Genomic DNA, 20,619 nt, shown 5'->3' with positions numbered 1-20,619 from the left:
TTTTGTGAAGGTTGGAAACATGATAAACTTTTTTGGTAAAAAGATGAAAATCAAATTTATAAATCATCCTATTTGCCTTTTAGGATTTTACGGTTTGGTCTTTTCATATTTTTTTTACATTTCAAATTTAACTTTTCCTTCTGTAACAAATCTCTATTAGCAACGACTATTAATACAAATAATCTTTTTATAGTAATGAAAAATGCCAAAATTGCATCATTACTTTTTGTTTTGTCTGCAGGAAGTATGATGTTTGCCCAAGATGACTTAATCAATAAGTTAAAAAACAACCAATCACAAAATGCTAATTTTCAGTTCACAACGTTAAAAGACGTTGGTGCAACTTCTGTAAAGAACCAAGGTTCATCAGGAACTTGCTGGAGCTATTCAGGAAATTCATTCCTTGAATCTGAAATGCAGAGAATGGGCAAAAAGCCTGTAGATCTTGCTGAAATTTTTACAGCAAGAAATTCTTATCATGATAAAGCGAAATTATATGTTTTAAATAATGGCGCCATCAGCTGGGGTGACGGAGGTGAACTTCACGACGTAATCAACATGTACAAGAAGTACGGAGCGGTTCCTCAAGATGTTTACACGGGTTTAAAATCCGGGCAGACTACAAATAACTTCAAGGAAATGCAGGGGAAACTGAAGCCGGTTCTTGACAGTCTTGTTCAGGCTTCTTCAAAAGGAAAACTGACAGATAACTGGATGGATTCTGTAGATGCTATTCTTGATGAATATCTAGGAAAAGTACCTGCGAACTTTACATATGAAGGGAAAAACTACACTCCTAAAACATTTGCTAAGGATGTGGTAGGAATCAATGCTGAAGATTATGTAGAATTATCTTCGTATAAAGATTATCCGTATTTTCAGAAATTTGTAGTTCCAATTCCTGATAACTGGAGCCACGATTCTGACTGGAATGTTCCGATGAAAGATCTTACAGCGATTATCGACAACGCAGTAACGAAAGGATATTCTGTAGGTTGGGCAACTGACGTTTCTGAGCCTTATTTCTCTTACAAAAACGGAGTAGCTTATGTTCCGGATATGGAGCTTGATCAGATCACTGCAGAGAACAAGCAGACTTTGTTTACAGAGCCTAAAAAAGATAAAACCATCACTGAAGACATGCGTCAGAAAGCGCTTAACAACCTTTCTACAACGGATGATCACGGTATGCATATCGTAGGATTGGCAAAAGATCAGACGGGTAAAGAATATTATATGGTAAAGAATTCTTGGGGAGTAACCAATGATTTCGCTGGATATCTTTATGTAACAAGACCTTATGTTGAATATAAATCAACAGCTATTTTGGTTCACAAAAACGCCATTCCAAAAAGCATCTTGAAGCAGTTGAAGCCAACTAAGAATATTGGTTTATAAGAAAATCATTTCTGCCATTTTAAAGGCAGTTTTAGATATTTAAATCTGTTAAAACCCGCTCCCGGAAATTCCAGGAGCGGGTTTATTTTTAGAATATGCTATTTGAAAGAATATATTTCACATTTTAGTGCAAAGTATTGTTTGATTTACAAAAAATATTATATTTGTATGAATCAACAAACTAATCAATATGAAAAATCTAAAGAGATTAACAAAATCGACATTAAAGAACATCAATGGTGGAAATGCTCCACAGTGTGAAGCCGGACTTATTGCATGCCGTCACAAAGCTGAAGATGGTGTTCCTGCCTATTGGACGTGTGAGCTTGCAGCAACCGGATGCAGATTCTTATAAAATGGAATTCAAAGCTTTTAGAAATTGTTTATAAAAAGCAAATAAAAACCCGATTTCAGAAATTCTGAAATCGGGTTCTTTAATAAATAGGTGAAAATTAAATATAAAATAAAGTGAATTATGCTGATTTAATATCAGGTATGAATAATCAATTTTGCTCCGCAAGTGAATAAAATATGCTGTTAAAAAATTGACAGCGAAGCAAATTTTCTATTCATTATTGACATTAAAATAAAACGCTCATACTTTCTGCTGAAAAGTCCAGAAGAGATTCGGTATTTCCGTCTTTGATCTTCTGTACCCACTGGTGATCCTGTAAAATGGCTCTTCCTACTGCAACGAGATCAAATTCTTCATTATCAAGTCTTCTGATCAGTTCTGTAAGATCAGATTTCTCTGTTCCCTCCCCTGCAAAAGAATTAAGGAAATCACCGTTTAATCCTACAGATCCTACTGTAATAGTTGGCTGTCCGGTAATTTTTTTAGCCCATCCTGCGAAGTTTAGATCTGAACCCTCAAATTCGGGTTCCCAGAAACGACGCTGTGAACAATGGAAAATGTCTACTCCAGCTTCTTTTAAAGGTAATAACCAATCTTCCATTTCATTAGGAGTAAAGGCCAGTTTAGTTTTATAATCCTGTTGTTTCCATTGTGAAAGACGAATGATAATCGTAAAGTCCTCTCCCACTGCTGCTCTGATAGCTTTCACTACTTCAACAGCAAATCTGCTTCTTTCTTTTAGTGTTTTACCACCATACTCATCTGTTCTTGTATTGCTTACTTCCCAGAAAAACTGATCGATAAGATACCCATGAGCGCCATGAATTTCAAGACAGTCAAAGCCAAGATCTTTCGCTGATTTTGCAGAGGCTGCAAACTGTGCAATGGTATCCTGAATATCTTCAATGGTCATTGTTGAAGCTTTTTCCATTGGAACCAACGGATAGTCTTCCGACGATCTTGTATCGCCTACATGCCAGATCTGAGGTCCCATTTTGCCTCCGTTTTTATGTACGGAATCAATTACATTTTTCCAGCCATTCAACGCTTCAGTTCCGTAGAAATCTGGAATGTTCTGTAAGTTTTTTGATGCGGGTCTGTTGATAACAGTTCCTTCTGAAAGGATCAATCCTACGTCTGAAGCAGCTCTCCTTCCGTAGTAATCTGCGATATTCTGTGTAGGAACTCCATTGTCAGACTGTGCTCTGGTCATAGGAGCCATTACAATTCTATTTTTAAGCTGTAAATTTTTGTATTGAAACGGTTTAAATAATGATGATGTGCTCATATTTAAATTTATATTTTATAATTGTTACACAAAGTAACTAATAATAGTTCGTATTTGTACCCTTTATTAAAAAAATAGTGGTAACTTCGCAGTAACTTACATTAGTAACATCAAAGTAACGTATGAAACTTAGGTTCCATATGATAATTAAAATACCTATTTCCCTATGAAAAAGAATGAATTAATGCAATACAGCTGTCCTCTGGGTAAGGCAATGGCCGCTTTGGGAAGCAAATGGAAACCCATTATTGTCCTTGTTATTAAGGACAGAAGGCTGCGTTTTGGAGAGCTTGCTGTGCGCATTAATGTTATTTCCAGAAAGGTCCTGACCGATCAATTGAGAGAAATGGAAACGGACGGACTTGTTATCCGTGAAGAGTTTAAAGAACTTCCTCCGCGGGTAGAATATTCTCTTACAGAGAAAGGATTGGCGTTGTTACCAATTTTATATTTACTGGAAGAGTGGGAAGCAAAATATCAGGTAAAAGGATTATATTCTGAGGATTGTAGCATAGAGAATAAAAAAACAAAAAAGCCTGTCAATATTTGATGGCATCTGGATTTTAAAAATTCCAGATTTATTTCAATAAACAATAACGAAATAAATAAAAGCCCTATTTCATATCTACACAGCAATAATTTAAGATAAACAATATTCGCCGGTGGAAAACGATATACAGACTTTAAAAGACTTTGTTGGAGGTAAAGTATCTGAAAAAGATTTTGAGCAGCAACTTTATGCCAACCCGAATTTAGAAAAACTGCTTTCAGACCCTAAGCTTGATTGGCATGGAACGTATCTACAGAATACTACTCCATTTTTATATTTAGCTGAACAAGATTATAAAAGTGCTTCCGGGAAATTAAACGCTCAGGGAACTGTCAGTTTGTTTCTTACAAAAATCGGAATTGAAAGCACTCCATCATCAAAGTTTTCTGATGAATATGATCTTATTCTAAGTACTCGTCCCAAATATGTAAATGCTGAACTCAACTTTATTGAAAAGTATATTTTACCCAAAGACAAAAAGCTTTCAAAAGCTGAGCAAAAACTGTACATTAAACAACAATATACTGAACTTTTTAAATACCAGACCCAACCACCAAAATGGATACAAAATCCTAACTGGCCCATTAAAAATGATAACCCTTTATTCTTTTTAGGCCAGGTGGAAATTAAAAATTGCTATCTGTTTCATGATGATGGATGTGTTTATTTGTTTGTTGACCAAGAAACAGGAGCTATTGAAAGCATAAAACAATTTTACTAACCCCTGATTTATAATTCGTTATAGTTCTCATTGGAGTATACTTTCAAAAAGGTAAGTATAGAACCAAAAGGTAAGCATATAGGTTCGAAACTTTTTCTGATGCAAATTTGCAGAAAATATTTCATTATGAATTACAAAGAAATTGCAAAAGAAACTATTGGAAATCTGTATAAAGCCCACAACAGTATTAGAAAATCTGGTATTGATGAAAAACTAATCGCCTTGGTCGAATTACGAGTTTCTCAAATCAATGGATGTGCCTATTGCTGCAGTTATCACGCTAAAGAACTTTCCAATTTTGGTTTTGAACAGGATATCATTAACCGGCTTCCAGGCTGGAAACATATTAATGTCTTCAATCCTTTACAAAAGCTTGCTTTAGAATGGGCAGAAGCAGTCATTTACAGTAAAGATGACTGGCAATCGATCAAAGCAAAACTAACAGAGCATTTCACAGAACAGGAAATTGTAGAACTTACAGCAAGCATCACCTTAATGAATACTTTGAATAAATTACGGATTACTTTGGCTGAAGAGGATTAAAAAACAAATTGCTATCAGTATATGACGGATTTTTATTGGTCAACTGGTAATTTATTAAGTTTTATTTGAATACTTTCATGATAACTGCCATTAATATAGTTTACAAACCCTTTGTCTATGACTGCTTTTGAGCCTGCTTTTGGAATTGAGTCATTATATTTAAAATAAAGAGTATCACTCTTCAATTCATAGCTTCCTTTGTAAATATCGTTATCTCTCATCATTCCTCGAGAAATAAATTCGAAGGTTCTATCATCATACATTTTCAAATAAATCCATCCCAAGGGAGCTTCTCTATCTGCCAGCAAAACTTCTTTTTTATCTTTTTTACAACTGATAATTATTAATATTAAATATAAGAGTCTAAGCTTCATGGTTTATGTTTGAATTATTCAAACAAATATAAATTAAAAACCGCTTCCTTTTGGGAGCGGTTTCAAAGTTTATCTAAAATCCCAATTAGAATATCGCAGGATATTTCTGAGGATTTGTTTCATTAAACATCGCGTAGATCTTTTCTACCATATCGTCTGTAGACGGCTTACTGAAGTAGTCACCATCACTTGCATACGCTGGCCTGTGATCATTTGCTGAGATCGTCAACGGATCTGAATCCAGATATCTGAATGCTTTTTGTTTTTCAAGGATCTGCTGCAAGATAAATCCTGTAGTTCCCCCTTCCACATCTTCGTCGATTACGACTAATCTGTTGGTTTTCTTAACGCTTTCCGCAATTTCATGAGATAAGTCGAAAGGAATCAACGACTGAATGTCAATTACTTCTGCAGAAATTCCCAATTTTTCCAATTCGTTGGCTGCTTCTGTTACAATTCTCCATGTAGAACCATAAGTAACCAAAGTAACGTCTTTTCCTTCTTTTGTTACTTCAATTTTACCTACAGGAACTGTAAATTCACCTAAGTTATCGGGTTGTTTTTCTTTTAATCTGTATCCGTTCAGACATTCTACGATAATCGCAGGTTCGTCAGCCTGAAGCATTGTATTATAGAATCCAGCTGCTTTCGTAAGGTTTCTAGGTACCAATACCAGAATACCTTTTGAAAGGTTTAGAATTCCAGCCATTGGAGAACCTGAATGCCAGATTCCTTCTAATCTGTGGCCTCTTGTTCTGATAATCAACGGAGCTTTCTGCCCTCCTTTGGTTCTGTAATGTACCGTTGCAAGGTCATCACTCATCCCCTGTAAACAGTAAAGAACATAGTCTAGGTACTGGATTTCAGCAATCGGTCTCAAACCTCTCATTGCCATACCAATTCCCTGTCCAAGGATCGTTGCTTCTCGAATTCCTGTATCAGCAATACGCAATGCACCATATTTTTCCTGCATTCCTTCCAATCCCTGGTTTACGTCACCGATGTTTCCGGTATCTTCTCCAAAGATTAAAGTTTCAGGATATTTTTCAAAAATTTTATCAAAGTTATTTCTGATGACTACTCTTCCGTCTACATCTTCAGAACTGTCAGAATATACTGGCTTGATTTCTTTGATGTTTTCAGACTTCCATTCCGATTGAGAATACAAGTGAGAAGAATAGTTATCTTTTTCAACAGCTGTTACTTCATGGTATTTCTGCATCAACTGGTTTCTTTCTGCAGAATTAGTCCCTCTGGTAACCAGTAAAGATCTTCTTACCAAATGGAAGATATCTTTTTTAGCTTTTGAAACAAGCTTGTTGAAGTGAGCAATATAAGTTTCAACTTCAGCATTCTGACCTTTAAGGCTTTCTACTAAAGGTAAAATAGACTGAATTAATTCTGTAATGGATTTCTGATAGTTTTCCCAAGCTGCTTTCTGTCCTGTTTTCGCAATCTTTTTTGCTTCATCATCAATTGTTTCCAATTCTTCAGCAGTTGCAATTACTTCTTCTTTTCCTTCAATTTCTATAGAGTAGTTTAAGATCCACTCTTTGAATTTTGCTAAACCATCGTACTCAGCTTCCCAAGCTAAACGCTCTTCGTTTTTATATCTTTCGTGAGAACCTGATGTAGAGTGCCCCTGAGGTTGAGTAACATCAATTACGTGAACCACTACCGGTACACTTTCTGTTCTTGCAAAATGTTCTGCTTTAGCATAGGCATCCAATAATGCAGGATAATCCCAAGCTTTCACCTGAATAATCTCACATCCCTGATTCTCTCCTTCTTTTCTCTGGAAACCACTCAACATTTCGCTGATATCAGCTTTTGCTCTCTGATTTTTTGTAGGCACTGAAATCCCATAGCCATCGTCCCAGATAGAAACAATCATAGGAACCTGAAGTGCACAAGCTGCATTTAAAGTTTCCCAGAAATGCCCTTCTGCTGTAGAAGCATCTCCAATCGTTCCGAAAGCAATTTCATTCCCTTCTCTTGAGAATTTTTCAGAACCATCGAATTTTACATTCTTATAAATTGTAGAAGCCTGAGCCAACCCCAATAATCTTGGCATTTGTCCGGCTGTAGGAGAAATATCTGAAGAAATATTTTTCTGAGCTGTCAAATCTTTCCAGCTCCCGTCTTCATGTAAACTTCTTGTTGCAAAATGCCCGTTCATCTGTCTTCCAGCTGAAGCAGGTTCTCTTTCCACGCTCGTATCTGCATACATCTGTGCAAAAAAGCTGTCTACTGTTAAGGCATCTATTGCCAATGCAAAAGTCTGATCTCTGTAATACCCTGAACGGAAGTCTCCATTTCTGAAAACTTTCGCCATCGCAAGTTGAGGAAGTTCTTTTCCATCCCCAAAAATTCCGAATTTAGCTTTTCCTGTAAGTACTTCTCTCCTTCCGAGATAAGACATTTCACGGGAGATCCTTCCTAACCTGTAATCTTCAAGTATTTGATTTTTAAAATCTTGAAAGGATATTTGCTGTGTTTCAATATAGGTTGTTTGCATAGCTAAGTAAAAAAGTTTTTAGTCTTCAAGTATTTTGCTAATATACAATTTTTAAATTAATTTTAATTTTTAATAAAATTTTTTAAAAATTTGATAATAAAAAAAATTGTGCTTTATTTTGAAAAAAATTGTAAAGATGGAAAAAAAGTCACCCCATATTTTGAATGCATCGAGTAATCTTTTGGGTTTTTCACTGATCATTATCACCTCATTGAAAATCTCTAAGATCAGTCAGAACACCTATTTGGACGAATTTGCAGGATTTGCCTGCATCCTTTTTGCGTGCAGCTGCTTCTTTTCATTTCTGGCGATCAGAACAAACAATAGAAAGCGCGAATACACGTTTGAGAATATTGCGGATTATTTATTTTTAACAGCTTTATTTTGTATAGTTCTAGCTGTTATTATTGTAACTCTGAAAATAATCTAGTTTAAAATTTTCGCTCAATTACATAATCCAGCATATTATGTAACGATTTTCTTGCTTCAGAATCTGGGAATTCATTAAGAATATCCTTTGCTTTCTGCTGGAAATCTTTCATAACCGTAATGGCATATTCCAATCCCCCGGAACTCTTAACGAATTCTATAAGCTCTTTTACGCGCTTGGGATTGTTATTATATCGTTTTATGGTATCGAAATAGTATTTTCTATCCTTTTCATCGGCTTTCTTCAGGGTATGAATCAAAGGCAGTGTCATTTTCTGTTCTTTAATATCAATTCCTACAGGTTTTCCAATCACATTTGAGCTTAAGTAATCAAAAAGGTCATCTTTGATCTGAAATGCCATTCCGGTAAAGGTTCCGAAATCCAGCATCTTTTTAGCAAGCGCTTCATCTGTACTGTTGGAAAGAACACCTATTTCGCAGCAAGCAGCAATCAAAGTTGCTGTTTTCTGACGGATAATTTCATAATAAACATCCTCAGTAATATCCAGCTTTCTAGCTTTTTCCAGCTGAAGAAGTTCTCCTTCAGACATCTCACGGATCGTTCTGGAAATCACCCCAAGCAGGTCGTAATCTTTATGGTCTGTAGATAATAAAACTGATTTTGACAAAAGATAATCTCCTACCAAAACGGCAATCTTATTCTTCCATAGAGCATTGATAGAAAAGAAATTACGGCGTTTGAAACTTTCATCCACCACATCATCATGTACCAGAGTTGCGGTATGAATCAGCTCAATCATCGAAGCTCCACGATAGGTCTTTTCTGTCACCTCACCTACCAGCTTGGCACAAAGAAACACAAACATAGGACGCATCTGCTTTCCTTTGGTGGTAACAATAAAACGGGTTACTTTATCTAATAAAGCTACTTTACTCTGCATTGATTCATAAAACTTCTGTTCAAAAAGTTTCATTTCATCATTGATGGGTCGTTTAATCTCTTCTACAATGTTTGCCACAATCTGGGATGCTGGGTGAATAATTATTAATTCTCACAAAGATAATTTTTTTCGGTCAATTTTAAGATAAAATTAATCCTTGACTTGTTCTTTCGGGATAAAATAAAAAGAGGGTTTTGTAGTTCCCAATGGAGATTTGAATTTTTCCCCGGAAATATAAATTCCATTTTCATCCACACTTATTCCTTCGATCTGTCCTATTGAAAGTGCTGTTCCAAGATAATAATGCTTGGGTCTTTCTTTGAAAAATATTCCTGGTTCTGTTTCTGTAAAGATATCCAAAAAGACCTCTGTTTTTCTGGTATACCCCACCAAATAAAGCTTTTTATCAAAATAAGCAGCATCTGTAACCACGAAATTGGTCTTATAGGATTCCACTTTTACAGCATCCTGCTTCTCTTCTTTTTCCGGATCTATGATATAATGAGTCACAGCTTTTGCGGACCATTCTTTGGTGAAAAGATGAATCTTCCCATGAGCATAGACCATCGCTTCCGCATCAAAATCTGTTTTTAAATAACCGGATGCGTAATCATCCTGCTCCGGATACTGGAATTGTATTTTTTTTATCTGACTATTCTGAAGGCTGTCATTCTGAAAAGGCACCTTGTAAATTTCAAGATCTCTCCTCTTCCCGCCATTATTTCCAAAATCTCCTATATAAAAATGAGTCCCATCGTTCGTAAGCGCCTCCCAATCTTTATTCTTACCATTAACTTTTAAGACATTTACAATTTCCCCTGATGTCTTATTGATTTCAAACAATTCGGGGTCGTTTCCACTGTCGTTGAAAGTATAGAGTTTTCCGTTCAGAAGATTCAATCCTGACGTTTCTTTGATTTTATCATCCAGATGATTAACTCTATATTTTTTTATTTTCAGGAAGTCAGCCTGCTGTGAAAATACAGATTGAGTAATAATAAGAGTAACGATCAAAAGAAACTTTTTCATAAGACAAAAGTAGGGTTTTATTACGAGTTGAGGGAGTTGGGGAGTTTGAGGGTTTGAGATGCGGGTTATGGGTTGTGGGTTGTGGGTTGTGGGTTGTAGAATAGCTGATAGGTAGGAAACAAAAGTTGATCTGCAATTTTATCTTTTGCTTTTTTACTTACTCTGTCACTCTTCAACCAACCCATTTCCTACAATAGAAAAACGAGCTAAAATAGCCCGCTTTTCCTTCAGATTTTTTATTGATTTTAAATCAAAAGTTAAGCAGTTTTCTGCTCTTTCTGATTTTGTTGTTGTTCATTTTTTTTCGCCTGTTTTGCAAAATACTCTTTCTGGTATTGTCTTACCGTCTTACCGGTTCCGTCATGTCTCCATCCCGGTGCATTGAAAATATAGTTGATTCTGTCTGTGAATTTTAATCCCGGCTGTTTAAGATCTTTCCAGATTTTTCTCCATTCATAAAAAAGAACGGTATCCGGTCTGTTGTCTGGCATTTTAGGATAGATTCCGAATTTTACAGGTATATTCGGGTCTTCTTTTTGGAAAGTTCCGAATATTTTGTCCCAAATAATCAGACACATTCCCATGTTTTTATCCAGATATTTCACATTACATGCATGGTGTACACGGTGATGAGAAGGAGTTACCAGAATGTATTCTAAAAATCCCAGCCTCTTCACAGTCTGTGTATGTACCCATGTCCCATATACCTGTCCTATAGCATAGGCAACCATAATATGCCATGGATTGAATCCTAAAAACGCAAGCGGTGAAAAATATAAATATCTGTAAAGCGGCTGCAATACAGGGCTTCTGAAGCCTGTTGTAAGGTTAAAATATTCTGAACTGTGGTGTGTGATATGAACTGCCCAGAAGGCTCTGGAGCGGTGGTCAACATAATGCAGTACATAATAGGCAAAGTCTGTGATTATAAAACATGCTAATAAATACCATACGCTAAAATCCCATGAAAAAAGTCTGTGGCTGTAAAAGAAAAACATTACGCCCATGGCAAATGCTTTCATGATGAGGTCTAAGCCAAAGTTCATCAGTGCCAGATAAACATTGGTAGCGAGGTCCTTTCCACTATATAATTTAGCTTCTGAAACATGGCTGTAAATCATTTCGGCTAAAATGACGGCAGCGTGCAACGGAATAGACCATGCATATACATTTTCCAGCCCGTCCTCACTCATAAGAAAATCCATCATCACAAAATAATTTTTGCAAAGGTATGGCTTACCCTATTTTTAAGAAAATATTTGGTTTTTTTTTAAGGAAATTTTAATCTGTTGCTTTGTTGGCCAATTGCCCACAGGCGGCATCTATATCCCCTCCACGGCTTCTTCTGACCATTACCGTAATCCCTGCATTTTCAAGCTGACGAATATAGTTTTCTTCCGCCTGTTTGTTGCACTTGTCATACTTTCCATCCCCGATCGGGTTGTATTGAATCAGGTTTACTTTTGAAGGAACCTGTTTGCAGTATTTGATTAAAGCTTTGATATCCTCATCTCCGTCATTGATTCCTTTCCATACACAATATTCAAAAGTAATGACAGAAGCTGTCTTTTGATACCAATACTGAAGGGACTCCATAATATCCGTTAACGGGAATTTATCAGAGAAAGGCATGATCTCATTACGCTTGGATTCGATTGCAGAGTGAAGGGACAAAGCCAGTTTCACACGCAGTTCATCATCTGCAAGCATTTTGATCATCTTAGGAATACCGGATGTAGAAACGGTAATTCTTCTTGGAGACATTCCCAATCCTTCCGGCTGGGTAATTTTTTTGATGGCCTCCACTACGTTTTTGTAATTCATCATCGGTTCTCCCATACCCATAAATACGATATTGGAAAGCGGTCTGTCGAAGTACATTTTACTTTGGGTGTCAATAAGTGCTACCTGATCTACAATCTCAGCTACTTCAAGGTTTCTCATCCTTTTCAGTTTGGCTGTAGCGCAGAATTCGCAGTTTAATGAGCATCCCACCTGTGACGATACACAGGCTGTAGTTCTTGTTTCTGTAGGAATAAGAACAGATTCCACCATCAGTCCGTCATGAAGTTTCACGCCGTTTTTGATGGTTCCGTCAGAGCTTTTTTGAAGAAGATCTACGGAAACAGGGTTGATGGTATATTCTTCTGAAATTTTTTCACGAAGTGATTTCGAAAGATTCGTCATTTCATCAATCGAATGGAGGTTTTTACTCCATAGCCAGTCATAGACCTGTTTCGCACGAAACGGTTTTTCACCTAAAGATTCAAAGTAGTCTTTAAGCTGATCTAGTGATAATATACGGATATCTTTCATAATATTAAAGAGCCAAGTTAAAAGTAAAAGGTTTCTAAAGTTTAGTATTGTTAACTATTGCAGCCAAAATGTTTTTCAACTCGTTACTTTCATTCAATAAAGATTTAAATTCTTCAGAATCATAACCATCTAGTTCTTCTAAAACCCGAAGCCAAAAATGACTTTCTCTTGCTTCTCTTAAAGCAATTTTTACTTTATTTTTAAAGTCAGCTTTAGAAGATCCAGCTTGGGATTCTTCATAATTAGCGCCTATTGAAGTAGCTGATTTTCCGAGCTGGAATCTTATTAATTTACTTTCAGAATCATTTGGGAGTGTTCTTAAAAACTTAAGACAATTAACTCCAAATGTAAAAGTTCTTGTAAGTAAATCATTTTGTCTCATTTCTACTTGTATTACTTTTAACTTGGCTCTTTTTACTTTTTTATAGAATTAACATGGCATCACCATAAGAATAGAATTTATACTTTTCTTTTATGGCTTCTTCATAAGCTTGCATAATGAAATCTCTTCCTGCAAACGCAGCAATCATCATAAGCAATGTAGACTTCGGTGTGTGGAAGTTTGTGATCATTGAGGTAGCAACTCCAAAATCGTGAGGCGGATAAATGAACTTATTCGTCCATCCGTTGAAAGCAGAGATTTTTTTGTTTGAAGAAACAGAAGTTTCCAACGCTCTCATTGTAGTAGTACCTACTGCACAAACTCTTCTGTGAGTTTCTACTGCTTTATTGATAATTAAAGCATTTTTCTCATCAATGATAATCTCTTCAGATTCCATTTTGTGCTTAGAAAGATCTTCCACCTCAATCGGGTTGAATGTTCCCAATCCTACGTGAAGAGTAACTTCAGCAAAATTGATTCCTTTGATCTCTAATCTCTTCATCAAATGTCTGGAGAAGTGAAGACCTGCTGTAGGTGCAGCTACTGCTCCTTCTATTTTTGCATAGATCGTCTGATATCTTTCTGCATCTTCAGGTTCTACAGCTCTTTTGATATATTTTGGAAGTGGAGTTTCTCCCAATTCCTTTAATTTCGTTCTGAATTCGTCGTAAGAACCATCGAATAAGAATCTTAATGTTCTTCCTCTTGAAGTTGTATTATCGATAACTTCAGCAACCAAAGATTCATCCTCAGTGAAGAATAATTTGTTACCAATTCTGATTTTTCTTGCAGGATCTACTAAAACATCCCAAACTCTTGTTTCTTTATCAAGCTCTCTTAATAAGAAAACTTCAATTTTAGCACCTGTTTTTTCTTTATTTCCGTAAAGACGTGCAGGGAAAACTTTCGTATTGTTGAAGATAAACAAATCATCTTCATCAAAATAGTCCACTACATCCTTGAATAACTTGTGCTCGATAGTTTGTGTTTTTCTATCAAGTACCATTAATCTAGCTTCATCTCTGTGCTCTGATGGGTGTTCTGCTAATAATTCCTCAGGAAGATCAAAATTAAAATCTGATGTTTTCATTTTTTAAATTACGGTTTAAAAATTACTGAAATTACAAGGTGTAATTTTCGGAGTGCAAATATACGACATTGAATACCCCTTTGTCAAGTATTATTTACAATCAAATTTAAAACCCTGATTTTATGGGGATTTTTAAAGCTTAAAAAGATTATTTTCAGGATAATTTAAATTCAATATTGAACAAATAAGTAAAATCTACTCCATTCATCATCCGGATCCTGTAGGTCATAAATTTTTCATATTCAACTAATTATAGAAGATCGATGAGATTGACTTTGCCTGGTTTAATTTTCATTTAAAAACTAAAGCTTATTACCCAAATAATCGAGATAGAGACTCTGGAGAAAATGAAGATTTGTCCGATTGGCCCTCCAAAATAGGGTGAAAAAATGATCATCACTGCACTTTATCATCAACTTATTGTGGGAAACAGAGAAGAATCAGGATCATTAACCCGGATGAAAAACTGGATTTTCATGCCCTTTTCAGCAACGATCTTCTGTCTGTTTATAAAATCTGGTCAATAGAAATATTTAAAACTAAATGTCAATTTCTAAGAATATAAATTGTTGGATTTGAATTCTAAAAGTAACAAAAGAGATACAAACCCGACAAAATAAAACAGGAACAGTATAACAACAACAAATTAAATATAGATCATTATGAGTAAATATTCGATAGAAGCATTTATCAACGAAACGAAAGAGAATCCTCAACAAAGAGATTATTTTGAACTGGAAACCAAGCATCTTTTGGAAATCAACCTTAATAACCAGGCAGTATGGACGAAAAAAGGAAGCATGGTAAGCTACGTGGGGAATGTCAATTTTGAAAGACAGGGAATGCTGGCTGGCGGAATTGGCAATTTTTTGAAGAAAGCCATCAGCGGTGAAGGAGCAAAACTGATGAAAGCGGAAGGAACAGGTAAGCTGTATGTCGCTGATTTTGGGAAGAAAGTTCGTATTCTTTATTTGAATAATGAGTCAGTCTGTGTAAACGGAAATGATGTGCTTGCTCATGAACAAAGCATAAAAAGTGATATCACTATGCTTAAAAGTATTGCAGGAATGATGTCCGGCGGTCTTTTCCAGGTGAAACTTTCAGGTACAGGACATATTGCAATTACCACTCACGGCGATCCTTTGACCTTACTGGTTACTCCTGACACTCCTGTTTTCACAGATCCCAATGCTACGGTGGCATGGTCCGGAAACCTTAGCCCGGAGCTGAAAACCAATATTTCATTTCAGAGTTTAATGGGAAGAGGCAGCGGTGAAGAGTTTCAGATGAAATTTTCAGGACACGGATGGGTATTGATCCAGCCTTACGAAGAAGTTTATTATATGGAAAAATAAGCCCTCTTACAGGTAATTTTATATTTTCACAATAATTTAAATAGTAGCAGATGAAGACTCTTATAAAGCTATTTTTCGTGGTCGTTATATTCTCTAATATGATGATCGCCCAAACACCAAAGAAGAATTATGAATACCACATAGATCTTCTTCATATGTCTAATGATGAGGTAAAGGTATCTTTTGCTCCGCCCAAGAATAATCTTACAAAGGGTAAGTTTATTATTCCCAAGCTGGTTCCCGGATTTTATCAGGCGATGAATTTCGGACAGTATGTTTCTCATTTTACAGCTACTGATAAAAACGGAAAAAAAATTGTTACCGAGCGTTTGGATAAAAATAGCTGGATGGTACATGATCTTAAACACGTCGCTACCATATCTTACCAGGTAGCAGATGGGTGGGATTCTTTGGAAAAGGAATCCAATGAGGCCAGATCTGCAGGCAGCATGTTTAAAAAAGACAGCGTTTTTGTCATCAATTATAATTCTTTGGTGGGATATTTTGAAGAAATGAAAGATATTCCGTATCAAATTAATATTACCAAAAACAAGGGTTTTTATGCTTCATCTGCTTTGGATTATAAACAGAAAAACAAAACTACGGATAGGGTTTGGGCAAAAGATTACCGACAATTGGTAGACTCCCCCGTTTTATATTCTGTTCCCGATACCACATGGCTGAAAATAGGGCATACCAAAGTGCTTGTATCCTTCTATAATAAAAAGGAAAGACATTATTCCAAAACAATAGCTCATGAGATAGAGAACATTTTGAAAAACCAGCAGGCGTATCTTGGAGGAACATTACCGGTAGACAAATATGCCTTTTTGATTTATTATGAATCTTCCAATGAAAGCGGGTTCCTTGGAGACGGTCTGGAACATGCCCAATCTACAGTGTGCCTATACCGTTCCGGAAGTATGAAATTCCTTCCGAATGCTTTAAACCGAGTGGCCTCCCATGAGTTTTTTCATATTATTACTCCTCTCAACATCCATTCAGGAGAAATTCAGCATTATGATTTCCTGAATCCTGTGATGTCTAAACATCTATGGCTGTATGAGGGTATGACCGAATATGCTACAATTCATATGCCTATCAAACAAAAAATGATCAGTCTAGAAGATTTTGAAAAAAGCATAGAAGAAAAGATACACGGCATGAAAGAGTTTGACAATAAGCTTTCTTTTACAGACATCAGTAAAAATGCAATGGAAAGGCAGGACCAGTACATGAATTTTTACCAAAAAGGACCCTTACTCGGGCTATGTCTGGATATAAGATTAAGAGAACTTTCTAATGGCAAAATGGGAACTCAGGATCTGATGCAGCTGCTTATGAAAAAATATGGAGAAGGAAAGTATTTCAATGATGATGACCTATTTGATGAAATTACAAAAATGACTTACCCGGAAATACGTACATTTTTCCGAGATTTTATAGAAGGTGCCCAGCCTCTTCCTCTGAAAGAATATCTGGAAAAAGCAGGTTTTAACTATGATGAAACTACAGGAAAAGTAAGTGTTCTGCCTAATCCTGATTCAAAACAACTGGCTTTAAGAAAAGCATGGATCAATCAATAGATTTTTAAACGAAATTATAAAAGGGAAAAGGGCTGAATAGTAAAAATTTATTTAGCTCTACTTCCCTATTCAAACACCCTAAATTCTCCCACTCTCAAACTCTTTCATCCAAAAAACTTCAGATTTTTTTCCAAGCAATAAATATATCATATTCAGATTCCTACGGAATGACAAAGTGTGCGGATCGATAGATTAAGTGCTTAGATTGTATTCCGGAGGAATCTATACGCTTATAATCTCAACCCACTAACTCATAAACTCTCTCACTCTCTACCCCTCAAACATCTCCCCCTCGCATCCTAAATCTCACAACCTTATTCTCCATCACACCATCGGGATTTACAAAAGTTTTAATATATTTAAGAAAAAAAATAGATGAACAATAGCAATTCCCGCAGAGACTTTCTTAAAACAGCTGCTTTGGCAAGTTTTGGAGCCTTGGTTTTACCCAATTCTTTATTTGCTTATTCCAATGATTTTAAAACAGATAAAAAAGTCCGTGTTGGTTTTATTGGGGTGGGTCTTCGTGGTCAGGAACATGTCAAATTACTTGCAAAACGTAATGATGTAGAGATTGTAGCGTTTGCAGATCCCGAGAAAAGAATGCTTGCTGCATCTCAAAAAATATTAAAAGACAATAATAAACCGGCAGCTAAGGAGTTTTCCAATGGGGAATATGACTATCGAAATCTTTTACAATTAAAAACAATAGACGCTGTTGTCATTGCTACTCCATGGGAATGGCATCTTACACAAGGTGTAGAGGCAATGCGTGCTAAAAAAATTGTGGGCATGGAAGTTTCCGGAGCGATAAAGCTTCAGGACTGCTGGGAATTCGTAAAGGTATATGAGGAAACGAAAGTTCCTATCTTTATGATGGAAAACGTGTGTTACCGAAGAGATATCATGGCCATCCTGAATATGGTACGCAAAGGAATGTTTGGAGAACTGGTGCATGGAAGAGGTGGTTATCAGCATGATCTGAGGGGTGTCCTTTTCAACGACGGGGTTACTCCTTACAATTCCGGTGCTGAATTTGGAGAAAAAGGATTCAGTGAGGCAAAATGGAGAACTGAACATTATGTGAAACGCAATGGAGAGCTTTATCCAACTCATGGATTAGGTCCTGTTGCCATGATGATGGACATCAACAGAGGAAATCGTTTAACAAGGCTATCTTCATTTTCCTCAAAATCAGTAGGGCTTCACAAATATATCGTTGAACATCCTAAAGGAGGAGAAAATCACCCAAGTGCCAAAGTAAAATTCAACCAGGGAGATATAGTCACCACTCAGATCGCCTGTGCTAATGGGGAAACCATCCTTCTGACTCATGATACAAGTTTGCAGCGACCTTATGACCTGGGATTCCGGGTTCAGGGAACTGAAGGACTGTGGCAGGATTTCGGATGGGGAGACTTCAACCAGGGACATATTTATTTTGAAAAAACAATGAACCATACCCACCGTTGGGATAATACAGAAAAATGGATGCAAGAATACGATCATCCAATGTGGAAGAAGTTTGAAAGTTCTGCCGCAGGAGCAGGACATGGCGGAATGGATTTCTTTGTGATGAATACTTTCATTGAATGTATCAAACGAAATATAGAATTCCCGATGGATGTGTATGATCTTGCATTGTGGTATTCGATTACGCCATTGAGTGAAGAGTCTATTGCCAAAGGTGGTCAGGTAGTTGATATCCCTGATTTTACCAATGGAAAATGGAAGACCCGTAAACCTGTATTTGGAATGACCGATGAGTTCTAAGAAAACATTACTCATATTAGCAGGCGGATTAGGCAGCAGATATAAAGGCCTCAAGCAAGTGGATGGTATACTGAATAACGGCTCTCCGATTCTGGAGTATTCTATCTTCGATGCCCTGGAAGCCGGTTTCCAAAAAGTGGTCATTATTGTCAACAGGCTGATTCCGGAAAGTTATATTGAAAGACTCAACAGCATCTCAACAGCAAAAAAATTTGAGCTCCATTGGGTGTACCAGGAAATGGACAGTATTCCTATTTCGCTGGAAGGTTTTGATTATCCTGAGCGTGAAAAACCATGGGGAACTGCTCATGCTGTGCTTTGTGCCAAATATTCTATACAGGAACCTTTTGTCATGATCAATGCAGATGATTTTTACGGAAAAGAAGCTTATCAACTGGCGGCATATGAAATTAATCATCACCATATTTCAGACACACAGCTAGGAATGGTTGCTTATCCTGTAGGCACCACATTAAGCGGCCACGGAGCGGTAGCAAGAGGAATATGTACGCTGGATTCTGAAAATTATCTGATAAACGTTGAAGAACAAACTTCCATTCAAATCATCAATAATTCGATTATCTATATTAAAAATGGAGAAAATATTAAATTAGATCCCGACACATTGGTCTCGATGAACTTTTTTATTTTCCATCCTCATATTTTCTGCTACCTGGAAGCGTATTTTTATGACTTTATCGAATCTGATCCTCTGCCGAACCAGGAGTTTTATATTCCTTCTGCCGTACAGAGAATGATGGATGAAAACAGAGTACAGGTAAAGGTAAAAGCCTCTCCTTCGCAATGGATGGGGGTCACTTATGCTGATGATAAAAAAGAAATTAAGGATTTTCTGATCTCAGAGATTAAAAACAACAGATACCCGGAAGATTTATGGAAATAAAAGATATTATCATTGAGTTTATCGGTACTGACAACTATGATCTCTCCCCTATCAATGACGGATTGATCAATACCACTTACCTTTTGGAAGATAAAGATCAAGGGAAAAAGTTTATCCTGCAAAAGATCAACCATCATGTTTTTAAACAGCCGGAGGTCATCATCAATAATCATTTGATGATTAATGAACTTCTCAGGTCAAATCATTATCATTTTCAAATCATAGAGCCTATCCCTTCTCTTACCCATCAACTTCTGGTAAAAGATGCTAATGATGAGCCATGGCGTATGCTAAGTTTCGTAGAAAACAGCATTACCTTTCTTACCGCTCCATCTTTACAGACGGCTTTTGAAGCAGCTAAAACCTTCAGTTATTTCCTGACCACCGTCAATACTGAAAAGCTCCCTGCTATTGAAGATACCCTTCCCAATTTCCTTAATTTTGAAAAAAGGATTTCAGATTATAAAAAAGCTCTACAAGATGCAGCTCCTCATTTAAAAGAAAACGCAAAGGCTGAAATAGAAATCACCAACCAGCTTTTGTCCTTACCTGATCAATGGATCGAAATGGAGAAAAGCAATCAAATTCCCAAAAGAATTATCCATGCGGATGTAAAAATCAGCAATATCCTCTTCGATCAAAATCATCATCCGCTAGCTGTCATTGATCTGGATACCATGATGATTTCCACTATTCTATATGATTTTGGAACGATGATTCAATCCTACACCAATACAACCCATGAAGATGACGGAAGTGCTGTAAACAATTTCAACTCTGAAATGTATAAAGTTGTAAAAGAAGGATTTCTATTCTATCTAAAGGAAAAATTGACACCTGAAGAATCTGAGAATCTTGATTATGCGGCACAAGTCGCCATTTATATCCAGGAACTTCGTTTTTTAACTGATTATCTGAATGGAAGCACCTATTATTCTATCACACATCCTGAACATAATCTGGACAGGACAAAAAACCAGCTAGAGCTTTTAAAAGGACTGAGAGAATATTTAATAATTGATTAATTTTCAATATCTTACAATCATTCACTAAGGATTAAATATGATCTTTAGATTTCTACGGAATGATAAAATGTACGAATAGAT

20 protein-coding genes are annotated in these 20,619 nt (G+C 36.3%); 11 read left to right on the top strand and 9 right to left on the bottom strand.

Annotated features, from left to right (window positions below; all coding sequences use genetic code 11):
• Positions 1-195 precede the first annotated feature (195 nt).
• Both C1634_RS05500 and C1634_RS25880 read left to right on the top strand, forming a co-directional pair.
• On the top strand, positions 196-1,398 hold the full coding sequence (locus tag C1634_RS05500) for a C1 family peptidase (protein WP_109738017.1): 1,203 nt from the start codon (positions 196-198) through the stop codon (positions 1,396-1,398).
• A gap of 190 nt (positions 1,399-1,588) precedes the next feature.
• Positions 1,589-1,753, top strand: a complete 165-nt coding sequence (locus C1634_RS25880; RefSeq protein ID WP_153816325.1) for a bacteriocin-like protein — start codon at positions 1,589-1,591, stop codon at positions 1,751-1,753.
• A gap of 226 nt (positions 1,754-1,979) precedes the next feature.
• Here C1634_RS25880 and C1634_RS05495 read toward each other — a convergent pair whose 3' ends face one another.
• Complete coding sequence (locus tag C1634_RS05495; RefSeq protein ID WP_103234343.1) at positions 1,980-3,041, bottom strand: NADH:flavin oxidoreductase; 1,062 nt, start codon at positions 3,039-3,041, stop codon at positions 1,980-1,982.
• Between the two features lie 166 nt (positions 3,042-3,207).
• On the opposite strand from C1634_RS05495, the gene C1634_RS05490 reads away from it, so the two are divergent.
• From C1634_RS05490 to C1634_RS05480, 3 genes are all read left to right on the top strand, one after another.
• Entirely contained in the window at positions 3,208-3,591 is a 384-nt protein-coding gene (locus C1634_RS05490; RefSeq protein WP_103234344.1) for a winged helix-turn-helix transcriptional regulator, read from the top strand.
• A gap of 112 nt (positions 3,592-3,703) precedes the next feature.
• Complete coding sequence (locus C1634_RS05485; RefSeq protein WP_109738016.1) at positions 3,704-4,312, top strand: hypothetical protein; 609 nt, start codon at positions 3,704-3,706, stop codon at positions 4,310-4,312.
• A gap of 126 nt (positions 4,313-4,438) precedes the next feature.
• On the top strand, positions 4,439-4,855 hold the full coding sequence (locus tag C1634_RS05480) for a carboxymuconolactone decarboxylase family protein (protein WP_103234346.1): 417 nt from the start codon (positions 4,439-4,441) through the stop codon (positions 4,853-4,855).
• Between the two features lie 32 nt (positions 4,856-4,887).
• Here the strand turns inward: C1634_RS05480 and C1634_RS05475 are convergent, their stop codons facing one another.
• Entirely contained in the window at positions 4,888-5,229 is a 342-nt protein-coding gene (locus C1634_RS05475) for a hypothetical protein (RefSeq protein ID WP_109738015.1), read from the bottom strand.
• A gap of 85 nt (positions 5,230-5,314) precedes the next feature.
• Entirely contained in the window at positions 5,315-7,747 is a 2,433-nt protein-coding gene (locus C1634_RS05470; RefSeq protein WP_103234348.1) for an alpha-ketoacid dehydrogenase subunit alpha/beta, read from the bottom strand.
• A 136-nt stretch (positions 7,748-7,883) separates the two neighbouring features.
• Between C1634_RS05470 and C1634_RS05465 the strand changes: the two genes are divergently transcribed.
• Positions 7,884-8,177, top strand: coding sequence for a hypothetical protein (locus C1634_RS05465; RefSeq protein ID WP_103234351.1), 294 nt, complete (start codon positions 7,884-7,886; stop codon positions 8,175-8,177).
• A gap of 1 nt (position 8,178) precedes the next feature.
• Here C1634_RS05465 and C1634_RS05460 read toward each other — a convergent pair whose 3' ends face one another.
• From C1634_RS05460 to queA, 6 genes are all read right to left on the bottom strand, one after another.
• On the bottom strand, positions 8,179-9,156 hold the full coding sequence (locus tag C1634_RS05460) for a polyprenyl synthetase family protein (protein ID WP_103234349.1): 978 nt from the start codon (positions 9,154-9,156) through the stop codon (positions 8,179-8,181).
• A gap of 72 nt (positions 9,157-9,228) precedes the next feature.
• Positions 9,229-10,107 carry a hypothetical protein gene (locus C1634_RS05455; protein WP_109738014.1) on the bottom strand — a complete coding sequence of 293 codons (879 nt, stop codon included), beginning with the start codon at positions 10,105-10,107 and terminating at the stop codon, positions 9,229-9,231.
• 257 nt (positions 10,108-10,364) lie between these two features.
• Positions 10,365-11,315 (bottom strand): sterol desaturase family protein, encoded by a 951-nt coding sequence (locus C1634_RS05450; protein WP_109738013.1) that lies wholly within the window; start codon positions 11,313-11,315, stop codon positions 10,365-10,367.
• 73 nt (positions 11,316-11,388) lie between these two features.
• Complete coding sequence (rlmN, locus tag C1634_RS05445; RefSeq protein ID WP_103231982.1) at positions 11,389-12,423, bottom strand: 23S rRNA (adenine(2503)-C(2))-methyltransferase RlmN; 1,035 nt, start codon at positions 12,421-12,423, stop codon at positions 11,389-11,391.
• A 34-nt stretch (positions 12,424-12,457) separates the two neighbouring features.
• Positions 12,458-12,805, bottom strand: a complete 348-nt coding sequence (locus tag C1634_RS05440; protein ID WP_103231983.1) for a four helix bundle protein — start codon at positions 12,803-12,805, stop codon at positions 12,458-12,460.
• A gap of 40 nt (positions 12,806-12,845) precedes the next feature.
• Entirely contained in the window at positions 12,846-13,895 is a 1,050-nt protein-coding gene (queA, locus tag C1634_RS05435; RefSeq protein ID WP_103231984.1) for a tRNA preQ1(34) S-adenosylmethionine ribosyltransferase-isomerase QueA, read from the bottom strand.
• Between the two features lie 662 nt (positions 13,896-14,557).
• On the opposite strand from queA, the gene C1634_RS05430 reads away from it, so the two are divergent.
• The 5 genes from C1634_RS05430 (at position 14,558) to C1634_RS05410 (ending at position 20,538) form a co-directional block, all read left to right on the top strand.
• Positions 14,558-15,250 carry an AIM24 family protein gene (locus C1634_RS05430; protein ID WP_103231985.1) on the top strand — a complete coding sequence of 231 codons (693 nt, stop codon included), beginning with the start codon at positions 14,558-14,560 and terminating at the stop codon, positions 15,248-15,250.
• Between the two features lie 50 nt (positions 15,251-15,300).
• Positions 15,301-16,836 (top strand): M61 family metallopeptidase, encoded by a 1,536-nt coding sequence (locus C1634_RS05425; RefSeq protein WP_109738012.1) that lies wholly within the window; start codon positions 15,301-15,303, stop codon positions 16,834-16,836.
• A gap of 375 nt (positions 16,837-17,211) precedes the next feature.
• A complete protein-coding gene (locus tag C1634_RS05420) occupies positions 17,212-18,609 on the top strand; it encodes a Gfo/Idh/MocA family protein (protein WP_109738011.1) in 1,398 nt (465 codons plus the stop codon).
• Positions 18,599-19,513 (top strand): nucleotidyltransferase family protein, encoded by a 915-nt coding sequence (locus C1634_RS05415; RefSeq protein ID WP_103231989.1) that lies wholly within the window; start codon positions 18,599-18,601, stop codon positions 19,511-19,513. The genes C1634_RS05420 and C1634_RS05415 overlap by 11 nt, the downstream gene beginning before the upstream one ends.
• Positions 19,504-20,538, top strand: coding sequence for a phosphotransferase enzyme family protein (locus C1634_RS05410; RefSeq protein WP_109738010.1), 1,035 nt, complete (start codon positions 19,504-19,506; stop codon positions 20,536-20,538). Before C1634_RS05415 ends, C1634_RS05410 begins: the two co-directional genes overlap by 10 nt.
• The last annotated feature ends 81 nt before the right edge of the window (positions 20,539-20,619 follow it).

Source organism: Chryseobacterium viscerum (genome assembly GCF_002899945.2).
Classification (GTDB): Bacteria; Bacteroidota; Bacteroidia; order Flavobacteriales; family Weeksellaceae; genus Chryseobacterium; species Chryseobacterium viscerum.
Note: the sequence above shows the minus strand (reverse complement) of the source record. Positions and strands in the feature narration are given on the sequence as shown.